This window comes from Oceanobacillus sp. NCCP-135, assembly GCF_059698015.1.
Window position 1 is genome coordinate 104144 of the sequence record NZ_BAAKSZ010000006.1, and the last position, 14539, is coordinate 118682.

The 14539-nt window shown below is 37.1% G+C and carries 13 protein-coding genes; 2 read left to right on the forward strand and 11 right to left on the reverse strand.

Translation table 11 applies throughout. From position 1 onward, the window contains the following. From putP to AC6HVZ_RS06370, 3 genes are all read right to left on the reverse strand, one after another. Nucleotides 1-1500 carry a sodium/proline symporter PutP gene (gene putP, locus AC6HVZ_RS06360; RefSeq protein ID WP_497557311.1) on the reverse strand — a complete coding sequence of 500 codons (1500 nt, stop codon included), beginning with the start codon at nucleotides 1498-1500 and terminating at the stop codon, nucleotides 1-3. Nucleotides 1501-2047: 547 nt separating this feature from the next. Further along, entirely contained in the window at nucleotides 2048-2149 is a 102-nt protein-coding gene (locus AC6HVZ_RS06365) for a putative holin-like toxin (protein ID WP_497557357.1), read from the reverse strand. 124 nt (nucleotides 2150-2273) lie between these two features. Beyond that, on the reverse strand, nucleotides 2274-4592 hold the full coding sequence (locus AC6HVZ_RS06370) for a TOTE conflict system archaeo-eukaryotic primase domain-containing protein (protein WP_497557312.1): 2319 nt from the start codon (nucleotides 4590-4592) through the stop codon (nucleotides 2274-2276). A 123-nt stretch (nucleotides 4593-4715) separates the two neighbouring features. Here AC6HVZ_RS06370 and AC6HVZ_RS06375 point away from each other — a divergent pair, with 123 nt between their 5' ends. After that, a complete protein-coding gene (locus AC6HVZ_RS06375; protein WP_497557313.1) occupies nucleotides 4716-5204 on the forward strand; it encodes a hypothetical protein in 489 nt (162 codons plus the stop codon). Nucleotides 5205-5287: 83 nt separating this feature from the next. On the opposite strand, the gene AC6HVZ_RS06380 is transcribed toward AC6HVZ_RS06375, so the two are convergent. The 8 genes from AC6HVZ_RS06380 to AC6HVZ_RS06415 all read right to left on the reverse strand — a co-directional run bounded on the left by AC6HVZ_RS06380 (nucleotide 5288) and on the right by AC6HVZ_RS06415 (nucleotide 13875). Next, nucleotides 5288-6130 (reverse strand): carbohydrate ABC transporter permease, encoded by an 843-nt coding sequence (locus AC6HVZ_RS06380; RefSeq protein WP_497557314.1) that lies wholly within the window; start codon nucleotides 6128-6130, stop codon nucleotides 5288-5290. Between the two features lie 25 nt (nucleotides 6131-6155). Continuing rightward, entirely contained in the window at nucleotides 6156-7049 is an 894-nt protein-coding gene (locus AC6HVZ_RS06385) for a carbohydrate ABC transporter permease (protein WP_497557315.1), read from the reverse strand. 77 nt (nucleotides 7050-7126) lie between these two features. After that, on the reverse strand, nucleotides 7127-8473 hold the full coding sequence (locus AC6HVZ_RS06390; protein WP_497557358.1) for an ABC transporter substrate-binding protein: 1347 nt from the start codon (nucleotides 8471-8473) through the stop codon (nucleotides 7127-7129). A 118-nt stretch (nucleotides 8474-8591) separates the two neighbouring features. Next, nucleotides 8592-9491 (reverse strand): N-acetylmuramic acid 6-phosphate etherase, encoded by a 900-nt coding sequence (gene murQ, locus AC6HVZ_RS06395; protein ID WP_497557316.1) that lies wholly within the window; start codon nucleotides 9489-9491, stop codon nucleotides 8592-8594. Between the two features lie 177 nt (nucleotides 9492-9668). Continuing rightward, nucleotides 9669-10529, reverse strand: a complete 861-nt coding sequence (locus AC6HVZ_RS06400; RefSeq protein ID WP_497557317.1) for a MurR/RpiR family transcriptional regulator — start codon at nucleotides 10527-10529, stop codon at nucleotides 9669-9671. A gap of 11 nt (nucleotides 10530-10540) precedes the next feature. Continuing rightward, complete coding sequence (locus AC6HVZ_RS06405; protein ID WP_497557318.1) at nucleotides 10541-11506, reverse strand: N-acetylglucosamine kinase; 966 nt, start codon at nucleotides 11504-11506, stop codon at nucleotides 10541-10543. A 144-nt stretch (nucleotides 11507-11650) separates the two neighbouring features. Further along, nucleotides 11651-12109: a flavodoxin gene (locus tag AC6HVZ_RS06410; protein ID WP_497557319.1), complete on the reverse strand. Its 459-nt coding sequence runs from the start codon at nucleotides 12107-12109 to the stop codon at nucleotides 11651-11653. 185 nt (nucleotides 12110-12294) lie between these two features. Next, complete coding sequence (locus tag AC6HVZ_RS06415; protein WP_497557320.1) at nucleotides 12295-13875, reverse strand: plasmid pRiA4b ORF-3 family protein; 1581 nt, start codon at nucleotides 13873-13875, stop codon at nucleotides 12295-12297. A 189-nt stretch (nucleotides 13876-14064) separates the two neighbouring features. On the opposite strand from AC6HVZ_RS06415, the gene AC6HVZ_RS06420 reads away from it, so the two are divergent. Beyond that, complete coding sequence (locus AC6HVZ_RS06420) at nucleotides 14065-14484, forward strand: YmaF family protein (protein ID WP_497557321.1); 420 nt, start codon at nucleotides 14065-14067, stop codon at nucleotides 14482-14484. Nucleotides 14485-14539: the final 55 nt, after the last annotated feature.

Sequence of the window (14539 nt, forward strand, 5' to 3'; positions counted from 1 at the left end):
TTATTTTACTCTGGCAATTTTATCGTATTCTTCCAGCATTTCTTTTGATGGCCCTTTTCCAACTAGACTAAATACTACAATGGCAATACTCGATAAAACAAATCCTGGAACCATTTCATAAAGCGCTGAACCAGTTAATGGCCATAGAAATATGGTTACTCCACCAACAATTATCCCAGCTAAAATTCCATTTCGGGAAGTTTTTCTCCAAAACAGTGAAAACAAAATTGGTGGTCCAAATGTAGCACCAAACCCAGCCCAGGCGTAACTTACAAGATCAAGTACGGAGCTCGTTTCATTCCAGGCGATCATAACTGCAAGAAGCGCAATCAATAACACGGACACTCTGCCAACCCAAACCAATTCTTTATCGCTGGCTTTTTTGCGGAAATATCTTCGGTAAAAGTCCTCCGACAATGCACTGGATGACACGAGTAACTGAGAATCGACTGTACTCATAATCGCTGCTAAAACAGCTGCAAGCAAAAATCCAGCAACCCATGGATCATAAACAAACTGCACAAGTTGAATAAACACCTGCTCGGGATCCGCTAATGGCTGATCAAAGGTCAGGATCCCTAACATCCCAACAATCAATGCACCATAGAGCGGTATGACAAGTCCTAATGTTACGTTGATCAAACGCGCTTTTCGTATTTCTTTATGTGAGCGGATTGCCATAAATCGTACCAAAATATGTGGTTGTCCAAAATAACCAAGTCCCCAGGCAAGTGCAGAAATAATTCCTATAGCACCAATTGCACCTGCAGGCTCCCAGAGAATTCCTCCTGCCTGATCATAGCTTGTTGCAGCAAAACCATCAACAAGACTTGGACTGATTGAACCAAGCTGATTAAATAATTCCCCAAACCCGCCTACTTTAATCAATCCATAAATTGAGGTAAAAAATAGGGCTGCAGACATTAACGCTGCTTGAATGAAGTCTGTATAACTTACCGCCAGGAATCCCCCCAGGAAAGTATATGCAACAATAATAATTGCCCCAATAACTAATGCCATGTGATAATCAATTTCGAAAGTTCCCTGGAAAAGCTTTGCTCCAGCAACAAGTCCTGATGCGGTATAAAACAAGAAAAAAGCTAAAATAAATAATGCAGATATAACACGTAATAGATGCGATTTATCCCGATACCGATTTTCGAAAAACTGCGGAAGTGTTATCGAATCTTTTGTGTACTCTGTATAAATTCGAAGCCGTTTTGCAACATATTGCCAGTTAATCATCGCCCCAATTGCCAAACCAACTGCAATCCACAAACTCCACTGCCCAAAACCAGCCGCATAAGCAGCACCCGGCAAACCAATTAGGAGCCATCCACTGAAGTCACTGGCTGATGCGGAAAATGCTGTCACCCAACCATTTAATTTACGTCCACCCAGAACATAATCAGATAATGTATTTGTCATCCGGTATGTAATAATCCCAATAACAATCATTACGATTAAATAAGCTGAAAAAGTGATTAACGTTGCATCCATTAGTCTTCATCCCCCCTCTCCGTGAAAAAGGTAATGGTCGCCCATACAACAAGCAGTGGCATGGGTACAGCGAACCAAAACAGTGTCCAGCCAGTAATTGCATATTCCATAAAACCCCTCCTATATTTTTTTCTTACATAAACCCCTAAATTCTATGATTTTATTTATCATAACATAGTTATCAGAAAATTTCATTTAATGGGAAATTACCGTTAATTCATTATGTTGTTAGACTTATGATTGGTGGAACGTGAATATGTTATTTTATTGTGGACTGGTTGAAGTTTGTTAAAGATATGGAGAAAAAGTGTAAAAATGCATTGAAAGACTGAAAAAGTTCGGAGTGGTTACTTAATGTTTAACTCTGTGGAAGTAATAACTTGAATATACAGTTATAAATATACTATAATAAGTATATAATAAAAAAAACCGAGTGGCTCAGAACCACTCGGTAGCAACAACTACAAACCGCATAAAGAGCGGTTGACCTAATGAAAATGGTGCAAAACAGAAGAAGTAACCGACTTATCCACTGGTCATGGGGCGGTTACTTTTTTCTGTATAGAAAGACGACGATAGCTACAATAAGTGTCAAGATAGCTATTAAAGTTAAGCTAAATTGAGCTAACAAGCTTAATGATTCATACATCGTCACTCTACCACCTCCCTTCTAAAGGAGATGGTCAACCGCCCACCATGCATATATAGTTGCTAAATCTATTTTACCATTTAAACTGACAATATAATAGTAATATGCGAACTAATATTCTTATTCAAAACAGTTCCATTTGTTCTGTATGTACTGCTTTTTTAGAATTTTTTCCTTCTATTATATATCCCATTGCTTTATAACCCTTTTTTCTTTTTTCGAACATATTATTGAAAATTTCCTCTCTATGATCAACATAATCATATACTTTTACAACATTCTTATTATCATGCAGTCGGTGGAGTCTACCAACATATTGTTGCAAAGTTCCCTTCCAGGATATTGGCATAGCTAAAAATAACGTATCCAGAACAGCATTATCAAAGCCCTCGCCTATATATTTACCAGTTGCAATCACTAATCTTTCATTTTCATCAGATATTTCTTCTAATTGCTTTAATTTGTTTTGTGCTTCAGTTTTACTCATCCCCCCTGTGAGAATTATAATATTTTTAGCGAAACCTTTAAACATCGCTTCGAATGTCTTAACGTGTTCAATCCTTTCCGTTAATATAATTGGGGAGGATCCATTATCCAATTCCTTCAATACATCGTTAAAAATCATATTATTTCGTTGGTTATCCTCTATCAATTCCTTATAAAGGCTTTGAATGTTTTGTTTATTGTTATTCGATTTACCTTTAAAAGATGTCTTTCTAGGTATTAACACATGTTTAAAAGGTCTTGTTTTAGCTAGGCTTTTTGCAGTTACTTTATAACGAATAGGGCCACATTGCATAGTCATTATACGTTCTCGACCATCTCTTCTTACTGGGGTTGCAGTCAAACCATGTACATATGTTGCTCTAGCCTGCTTTAACACTTTTTCATAACTAAATGCCGAAAAATGATGGCTTTCGTCTACGATAATTTGTCCATACTCTAAAATAGAATCTTTTACTTCACCCTTAGAATTCAGACTTTGAATCATAGCGATATCTATAAGCCCTTTGGCGTTATTTTTCCCACCGCCAATTTGTCCAATCTTATTTATATCCAAATCAAGAAATGTCGATAAACGCTGTTTCCATTGATCCATTAATTGTTTACGATGAACGATTACTAAGGTATTTACCTTCCTTCTTGAAATTAGAGAAGCCGCTACAACAGTTTTCCCAAAGCCTGTAGTTGCTGATAATATTCCATTCTTAAATTTTAGCAGATTTTGAACAGCTTCCTCTTGCTGTGGTGTCAATTGCCCATGGAAATCAGTATCTATTGCGGTTCCTGAATTTGTTTTATCTTTTATTATCAGTTCTATAGCATACTCTTTAAAAAGTTTTTTCAAAGAATCCATACATCCCCGGGGCAATACTAGGTTATCTTGTGAAACTTCCGTACAATCTATGATTCTTGGGATCTTATAAGTCGATAATCTTTTTGATTGGGCTTTATAGAATTCTGGATTATTAAATGTCGCTAGTTTAATCATTTCATTCATAAAAGCTGATGGAATACCTTCTGTGGGAATATAAATCCCATTTTCGCAAATAATTGTTATCTTTTCGGGCATTTTTTCTGAACTGCTAACTTCTTTTATAACAGAAGTCGAAGCTTCATTCCTGTAATTTTCTTTAACAATCTGATTGACTTCATCTTGGGGCATTTTTCTTATTCTTGACAAAAACATCCATTGGTCTGGAAATGAATTAAAGTTTTCATCAACAAAAGCGCTGTTTCCATTTTGTTTTGGATAGTGTTGTAGAGGAAGGGCAATTAAATTACCAAAACCACCTTTTGGTAAGGTGTCTTGATGAGGAAATAAACGATCATAAGACGTAATGCCTGCTTGGTATCTTTTTTCAAGCGTTCGAGTTAACAGGAAGTTCCCAAGCTGCCGTGCTGTTTTAGCTAGGATTTGCTGTTTGAAGAAAATCCAAATATGACACCCATTACCAGAACGGGATCTTTCCATATATGCTGGTACATTTAACTCTTTGCAAACATTTAAAAATGCGGTTGCATCCACCTTCCAATTATTCTTATCGAAATCAACTGCTAAAAACCAACATGTATCATCTCTCAATAACGGATAAACACCGATTGTTTTACTGCCGCTAAGATGATCGTATATGACTTGATCCGTTAATGGCAGTAGCTCTTTGCTTTTAGGGTCTCGAGCAGGTGAATATCCTTTTTCCCCAGGATACTCCCATCTTACGGCATAAGCATCTTCTCTCCCTCTAAACAAATTTCTATATAATCTAATTCCAGCATTTAATTTTTCATCATTTGAATGCACTGTGTTGTTATTTTGAGGCACTTTCTCAGGTATCACAGGAATATGATGTTGCTTTAAAAGGTTTTTTAGTTGATCATTTTCCTTTGTTAACCGCTCACATTCCTCTAGTGCCTTTTGAAGTTGATATTCTAGTTTTTTCATAACTAACCCTCATTTTTCCAAAGTTATATATCTATTATACATTTTATCTAAAATTAGTGTGTTTCATACGGATTGAGCATCGAAAGTAGAAAGTTTATAATATGATTACAAGGAGGGTTCCTAATGGGGAAGCGAAAGAAAAAGAAATCAAACACACCACGACATTTACGACTTAAGCGTTCTGGCAGACTACAGGCTGCAGTACATTGGATACCAACATACAGTGGAAAAAATCTTGTAAAAGGGTATAGCAAACATTTCGGAGTGGACAAAGTGTGTGCTGTAAAAGAATTAGAAATGATTGGTTATACTTTTGATGATGCCTATAAGCAAGAATTGAAAAATGCTAACATTCAAAGGCAACTCGAGGTCAAAAAGCGAAATGCCGCCAAAAAGCAAAAAAGACAACAACTTGAAGAGGACTTTTGGGATGAGGATAGTGATGAAACATTTGCATTTATTGCCGGATATACGGCTGGAGGAGCTCCATATGGTATAACATGGGAAGAATGGGAAGAGGAAGAGAATAATCAGGAATACATCAAAGAAGAAATACCCACAAAGAAGGTTGAGGGAACTTTTAATATCGATGATCAAGACCTCCCATTTTGACTCATTCTATCTGCAAGCAAGGAAATCCTTTATATAGTGAATATAAAAAAGCAACAACCAGATAGCTAATTGTTGCTTTTTTCCTACCCCTTAATCGCACCTTCCGTCATCCCCTTAGCAATTCTCTGTTGGAAAATCGCATAAAGAATAATAACCGGAATTATTGCAATGACAAGACTTGCAAACAACGTCCCCCAGGCATTTGTATACTGTGCCTCACTGCTGATGTAGTCAATTGCCAGAGCCAGTGTATAATTCCCCTCCGTTTGCAGGAAGATCAAAGCCATGAAATATTCATTCCAAAATTGGATGGCATTCATGATTGTTACTGTGATAATACCGGACATGCTTAGTGGTGTGATAATTTTCCAAAGTACACCATATGGAGAAAGCCCATCGATTGCAGCTGATTCCTCCAGGGATTTAGGTATTGTACTCATAAAGCTTGTTAACACAAAAATCGTAAATGGAAGCTGACTAACTGCATAAACGATAGCTAAACCGAAAATATTATCAAGCAAATTCATTTCCATCAATAGAAAGAATAACGGAATCCATCCTAAAACCATCGGAATCATCATGCCGGAAACGTACAATGTAAATAAAAATTTACTCCCCTTGAAATTTAAACGCTCAATCGCATATGCAGTCGGGACAGCAAGCACCAGTGTTAACGCAGCCCCAACAACTGTTACTATTAAACTATTAAACACACTTGTATCAATATTGAAATTTGTCCACGCATCGGCAAAGTTTTGCCAATTAAATGTTTCCGGGAAGCCCCAGGGATTCCGGTATATTTCAGCATTCGATTTGAATGAACCGAGAAACATCCAAAAGATTGGATATAACACGGCGATTGTCCATAATATGAGCGGAATTCGTATTCCTGTTTTGCCTAAAATCTGACCAACACTTCGTTTCACGACTATCCCTCCGTTTCTTTAGATTCTAGTATTCGACTTTATCTCTTCGCATAAAAAATTGTAAAATTAATACGGTGATTAATGACAGGATTAAAATCATTACACCAATTGTTGCTCCATAGCCAAAGTTATATTGTACAAATGCCTGCTGATAAAGGTAGGACCCCATAACATGTGTGGAGTTATTTGGTCCACCGCCTGTCATAACCTGTACAATGATAAAGGATCCGTTTAATGTCGTAATTACGATATAAAGAACGGATATTTTAATTTGCGGCCATACAAGTGGTAAGGTCACCTTCCAAAATTGCTGCCATTCTGTCGCCCCATCAATTTCAGCCGCTTCATAATAACTTTTCGAGATATTCGCAATACCACCCATCAGCATGAGCATAAATAGACCGATTCCAGCCCAGATAGATGGCAGTACCAAGCTTGGCAGTGCCCATGTTTCACTTCCCAGCCATGGTTTGGCTAAAGACTCAAGTCCAAGGAATTCAAGCCCTGAATTAACCAGCCCCATGCTTGGATTATAGATAAATGTCCATAGGATTCCAATTACTACAACTGACATGATATTTGGGAAGAAAAACACAATCCGGTAAAATGGTGCTTCTTTTATTTTTAATTGTGTTAATGCAACAGCAAAAAACATCGCTAGTATCATAATGCCGATAACCTTTGTAACCACCAGGAAGTAATCGTGGATAATCGTATTGGGGATAATCGCATCATTTATTAATTTTATGTAATTGTCAAATCCAATAAATTCTTTATTCTGCGCCGATCCTGACCAGTCAAAAAAGGAATAGTACAAACCACTAAACAAAGGATAAAGTGTAAAAATAGCAAACATAATAAAGGTAGGAATTAAACAAAAGGCCAAAAACATATATTTTTGTTTTTTAGACTGTACCATCCAATCACTCTTTTCTGAAAAAAAATAACAGTATGGAATATAGGGATTCATTCTATATTCCATACCTGCTTATTCAACTAACTACGATATTCTGCCGCAGCTTTTTCTGCCTCTTCCACAAACTCTTCTGCAGTCATATTGCCAAGCATTAAGGACATTAATGCATTACCAATAGGTGTTTCCAGATCTGCACTCATTGGATGTGGCTTATGATAAATTTGTACCTGCTCCGGATCATTAATCATCGCATTTGCTTCCATTAAATAACTTGGAACCTCATCACTCGCTGATAAATCAACCTCTGTCAAATTCATAATTGCACCAGTATGCTCAGAGAATGTCATGGCATATTCTCTGGTGAACGCAAACTCTACAAAGGCTTTAGCAGCTTCGGGGTTCTCTGCATTTTCTGCAATTGCTAATGGACGCAGATCCGGAACTACCGCATATGGTTCACCAGCATCCTGCATTGGTGAAGGGATAAAGCCAAATTCAAATCCTTCTGGAATATCATTCGCCATTTCATTTGGCAGCCAGAAACCTACTGGAACATATGCATTTTCATGCAGTAGGAAGTTCATTTGTGATTGTGTATGGTTTAATGCACCTAAACCAGAATCAAACATGCCCTCTGCTGCCATTGTTTCTACCTTTTTCATTGTTTCCAGCACAACATCACTTGTCCAAGCACCTTCTGCACCTGTAATCAGATCAGCTAACAGCTCATCTCCACCAGCTGCACCAAATGCAGGATAAAGCATTCCGCGCAGGAAGTAGTAAGGATGCTGTCCACTTGTTACCAATGGATCAATTCCTTCTCCTTCTTTAATTTCCTCCATGGAACTCATGAAGCTGTCAAAATCAGTTGGAACTTCATAGCCTTTTTCTTCAAATAATGCTCTGTCATACCAGGTACCCCAAGTATCAAATACCAATGGCAAGCTAAAAATTTCTCCATCATATGTTGCAGGTTCAACGATAAAACTGTCAGCTAGTTTATCGCCATTCTCAAGCTCTATTTCCTGAAGCCATTCTGTCAAATTCATTAACTGTCCGTCCTCAACCATCTGTGTTTCACTTGATCCCGCCCCATCAATGTAGACAACATCAGGTGGATCATTGGATACCCAGCGGGAACGCATTTCTTCATTGATATTTGGTCCAGCATGTTCAACAATGCTTACATCCGGATATTCCGCCTGAAAGTCGGCAATAACTTCCTTCCACCAGGAATCACCATATCCCCCAACGAAGTATTGAATTTCAAGCTCTCCTGAAATTTCACCATCGCCACTACCTTCTGCTGAATCACCTGAATCAGTTGAGTCACCAGGGTCACCACTTTCTGAACCGGTTGGATCTTCGTCATCGGATGAACATGCAACGGTGAATGCTAGCATGAAGATTGTAACCAGTAATAGCATTAATTTGCGATTAAAAAGCTTATTCAACTTATTTGCCCCCTTTGTTTTTTAAAAAATTTATATGAAACGCATTAACAGCAATAGAAGCTATTAATGGGGTTTCTGTATTTTAGAAAATCTATGAAAAAAATTCTATCGCCTTTCTCACATACCCATTGGCTTTATGGATCGCATCCTGTGCTTCTTTATGTGTCACACTGGCTTCCAACATAACAATTGCTGGCTTTACTTCATGATTTGTTTCCATTAAAACCTCTTCTGCTTTTTCATAAGGTACTTTTGTGATTTCCATAATGTTACGTTTCGCCCGCTCTTTTAATTTATAATTACTCGCATGAACATCAACCATTAAGTTTTCATGAACTTTTCCAAGTCTCACCATTGTCGCTGTGCTTATCATGTTTAATATCATTTTATGTGAGGTTGCTGCTTTCATTCGAGTGGATCCTGTCAACACTTCCGGACCAACTATCACTTCAATCTCGCAATCTGCATAACTGCTAATCAATGAATTTTTATTACAGGATAAAGAGATTGTATATACTCCAATGGTTTGAGCATATTTTAACGCTCCAATCGGATATGGCGTTCTGCCACTTGCTGTTATCCCAATCACAACGTCCTTATCGGTAAGATTTTTTGCCTTTAGATCTGCTTCACCCTGAGCTTCATTATCCTCAGATCCTTCTATCGCATGGAAAAATGCGTCTACTCCTCCTGCCATCACGGTTTGTACCATTTCAGGTGGGGTCATAAATGTTGGCGGACATTCAGATGCATCAATCACACCTACCCTACCACTGGTGCCAGCTCCTACATAGAATAACCTTCCGCCATCGGATAAAGATTTATATATATTTTCAATCGCAACATCTATTTGTGGTAATACAGATTCCACGGCGATTGCAACTTTTTTATCTTCATCATTAATGGTTTGCAAAACTTCCATCGTAGACATTTGGTCAAGATTCATACTATTTTGATTTCTTTGTTCAGTCGTTAATTGCGATAATTTCATATGTACATTGATCTCCTTATCTGTGATTATAATCATTTATAAAGCGCTTCCAATAATGCAAAATACCTACGTTGAAGTTGTTATCATTATAGCTTTAATGAATTATTTTGTCAATAATATTTTATTTATTAGTAATAAAATTTCATAAACCACAAAAAAATGCCTTTAATGCATTTTTTATTCTTTTCCTTTTAAAAACGATACCGCCTCCCTTGTTTCATCCAAATGCTTAATAGTATTTTCGTATTCCGTGGATGCAAGACACATCAGCAAAATATCGATCACATGCAGTTGAGCGATCCGTGAAGATGTGGCACCACTACGAAATGTTGCTTCTTTAGCTGCAGATATATGTAATTGGATGTCAGCAAATTGACTGACCTTTGAATTTCCATACTTTGTAATACTGATTGTGCTAGCATTCTTTCGTTTAGCAAGTTCCAATAATCTTGCAACATCCTTTGTATTACCTGAAAAAGAAATACCAACAACAACATCATCTGGGCCTTTATTCGCAATAGATGTTGCTGCCATATGAACGTCAGAAAAGGAATAAGCATTTTTATTAATCCGTAAAAACTTTTGCTCCGCATCTTTTGCTGCAATATAAGAAGCTCCAAAGCCAACAAAAAGTATGGATTTTGCTTCCGATAATGCCTTAACAGCTTCCTTAAGGTTTATTTCATTCATGATGTCTACTGTTTCTTTCAATGTCTGGATGGTGTTAGTAGTCACCTTATCAATAATATTTTTAAAGCCCTCATTCGGTTCAATATCACGATATTCATTTGTAGCTTCAGCCTGCAAATCACCAGCTACTCGGATTTTTAACTCTTGAAACCCTTTAAAGCCAAGCGATTTGCATAGGCGAATTACTGCAGCACTGCTTGTTTGGCTTTTTTCCCCTAGCATTAATGCCGTTAAAAGAATTGATTCCTCAGGATTTTTCAAAATATATTCTGCAATTTTTCTCTCAGATGGTGGTAAGTTATTTACCATTTCCTTGAGAATAACGAGTCCACCCTTTATATGTGCCATTATATCACCTTCTAAATTGTATTGATTAAATTATCGATGATGTTGTCATTAATTTTTATTTTTTCCATCAGATAAGCCCCTATTATCGAGCCAACTACTGGTGGTACCATTGGTAAAGTCAAGCTAATACCCGAGCATGTTGATAGTTCACGTTTGAGCAGTTCAGGCATTATCTCCTTTTCATTAAAAACACCTCCACATAATACTACGGGGACTTCTTCATTTGATGCAAATAGTTTTTGATATAATGTTTTAATGCTTTGTGCTATTTCTTTTCTGACATTGAATAAAATAATAGTGGCTACAGGGTCCTGCTGTTTATATGCCGCAAATACAATTTTGGAAAGTGGAGAGATTGCATTTTTTGGAGTAGGTGAAGCATATATTTTTTTAATCAGTTCCTGTGGTTGCTTTACACCAAAATGAGTGAATAACATTTGCAGCAATATCGTTTTATCACCACGCCCATCAAATGATTTTAATGCAGCAATCATTCCCTCTCTACCAATATCATATCCGCTTCCTTCATCACCAAATAAATAGCCCCAGCCACCTACCCGATCTTGTTTATGCTGACTGTTGATACCAAAAGTAATTGATCCCGTTCCGGAAATTTGGACAATTCCTGCTTTTCCATACGTTCCCGAATATAATGCATTGATTGTATCAGCTTCTACTTGGATTGATATGCTATCAGGCAGCTTCCGTTTCAGGATTTCTTTTACATTTCGTTTATTTTCATCATTTCCAGCACCTGAAATACCAGCAAATACACAACGAACATTCCTTAGTACATCAGGCAATTGATTGTTCAGGGAATCCATTAAATTCTGAAATGTTGTTTCAAGCTGTCCGTTTGCGACAACATTAGGATTAGTTGGGGCTTCTATTGCTTGTACGACAATATTTCCATCCATATCAGCAATTACAGCTTTTGTTTTTGTTCCCCCACCGTCAATTCCAAGTACATACGCCATATCGATCTTCCTTTGAAATAAATAGTATTACTTTATACAGTATATAATTTCATATTAATTAACAAGTAATTTATTAAAATTTTATTTTATCACATTAAAAAAAGCATTATATAATAATTGCATCACATAATGCTTAGGTCTTTTTTATACAGTTTCACTTACCATTTCAATCATCCTATCCACAAACCTCTCACACCGCACAATATCCTCCCGTTCCGGCTCCAAATCAACCTTTAATCTTTCCGGAATCACAATCGCACCAAGGTTTTTCAGCCGATCCCATATTAAATCAATTGCACCACCGTACGAGTCATAAAAAGAATCACAGGATCCAAACACACCAAATACTTTATCGGTTATATCTACATCCTCCATTTCCTCATAAAAATCTTCCACTTCATACGGCAGCTCTCCATCATCCCATGTATGCGTTCCGACAAGTACGGCGTCATAGTCCAAAAGCTCTTCGACATCGATTGGATCGAAGTCAAATGTCTTGGAAACTACTTCATACTTTTTATCTTCAAGGTATGCCACCATTGCTTCTGCCATTAATTCCGTATTTCCAGTAGTGCTCGCATAAAGCATGAGAATTCTATTCATTTCTAATCCCCTCCACCTGAAAACAATTCATTTCTATCTATATTATAATCAATAATGAGAATCATTTTCAATAAAAGAGGAGAGTTTTCTGTCTTTTATTTAATTGAATTGTGTCCTCTTTATGGCAGTTTGTTTTCATCAATGCAAAAGCCGAATCATCATGATTCGGCTTTTGGAAATTCACATTACAACATATGATTATGCATCTCCTCAATAATCATATGGGCGGCAGAGAAATAGTTTTCTGTTTGAATAGTTAAATTCAGTTGTTTAATAAGTGGTGCCAGCAGAGCGGCAGTTTCCTTATCCATCATTATTTTATCTGGTATCCCTTCGATTGTTTGAAACATGTGTAGCAACTCATGCTGCAAGATACCTGGATCTGATTTATCCTGAAGTACATTTTGATAGATTACAAGGCCTTCATCTTGATCAACTGCCAACACGATAAGCGGGAAAATCGGTCGCTTTGAAGGGTCTTCTTGAATGGGCATGTCCAAATATTCCATGACAAATTCCACCGAAGCTTGCATCGTTTTCATCTGTTTTTTTATTCGTTTTAAATCAACCTCAGAAATAGCGAGATCTGGTTCGGGTTCATCCATCTCAAAATAGTCACTAACAGCCATCGTTTCATTTTGAAATACCATATCACCGTTTACCTGCTTTGGAACTTTTATTACTACTTTTTTATCATAAAGTAAATCAGGAACTTCTTTTAGACCATCCAGTTCGCTGTAAAAAGCCATTACTTGTTCTAGTGCTACAAGCATCAATCTTGCCTCTTCATCTTCTATCGTCCAAGGGTAATATCCTGGTTTATAGCTTCTAAATGAAGGCCAGGATTTTCTGCCACGAAAAGGAACATCATACGTTTTAACTAATGCATACTCTTCTTTATTAAGCTCATCACGATCTTTAAAGCTTAAAACAATGCTATGTAGCTTAGCAACAAGCTTAAAATCAGGTTCTTGTCTAACTAATGTATCCATCAATCCGCGGAACCCTGCCTTACCAATGTATACTGCTAAGCCAAACATTTCACCAGCACTTCCCATAACCGAACAAAACAGCCGCTCATTTGTAATCGGATCGATCACTGCAAAAACATGTTCATCCGTCATTTTTTCCCAAGGCTTGAGTTTTTGAAACTCCTTTGCTTTCTGGAGTGTTTCCTCCCAATTATCGTAAGTGTTGGAATCAGATGAGCCAGACTTCTTACTAATTAAATCACTTAATTGATCTTGGATATCCTCATTTATTTCTTTTACTAACTGTTTGGAAGTAGGTGGAGTCAAATCCACTTTACCCATCAAAACTTCCCCCCGTGAGTCTTCTTCAGGTGCAAGGTTTTTGGCATCAATACAGCAGGGATAAGTTACATTTTTTTCTGGGTTTAATTTCTTTTGCAGAACAATTGCATGATCCCAGTTATCCCCAAAATCATAGGTGTATAATACCTGATCTTTTGCAAGTTTGAACCAATCTGACAATCTCTCTTTATTTTCATCAAACGTTTCATACATACTTCCCAAAAAACCAGTAAAATCTTCTTCCAAAGGGCCATCTGGTTTTATCTCAATATTCTCCACCCTTTGTCCAGCCGTTTTATTTACTGTAAAGCTGTGTAAATGGTAATCATCCCAATCAAAGACCGTTTGCAGCAGTCTGTGTAAATCTTGGAACGTTGAATGTTCATCCAACTGAATTTTACGCCATACTTGTTCACCAACATCACGCAATGTTACTTTAAATTCATATATCATAGTTTCAGCACCTCACTTTGTATAGAATATAACATATATTTCAGCATATTTTCATTGTTTTCGTCCTTACATTGTAGATTTTTGCTTAATGCGGTGACACATCGGATTAGCGCTTTTTTCGGCACCTGATATGCCCATCCTGCATACCATATTATTGATGCAAACATTATCTCAGGGGGGGATAACTTCATGTATTACGGTATAGTACCAATTTCTTATGCGGCTGTGAATAATTTTAGGCAGCATCCATATAACCTGAATCATCCTGATGGAAAACCTCTGCATTATCGTTCAAAACAAGATGGAAATTCAAAAGAAACTTGTGGACATACACATGCACATTATGGTGCAACTACGTGTGATGATGAGCATACTCATTTGCATCCTGGAGTCACAGGACCGCCGATTGAATCCAATGAAGGACATGTCCATAAGATTTATGGACATACCACTTTTGATGATGGGCATATCCACTATTATGAAGCATATACTGGTTCGCTGATTCCATTGCCGAATGACTATCATACACACTTTGTAGAAATAAAGACAACAGAAAGTAATGGCCATATACATGTGATTAAAGGATTTACTGCTGCTTCGAAGAATTGATTATCCGCAGGTGAATTATTAAAAAATATAAGCATCTGACACACCAATTCTTTCT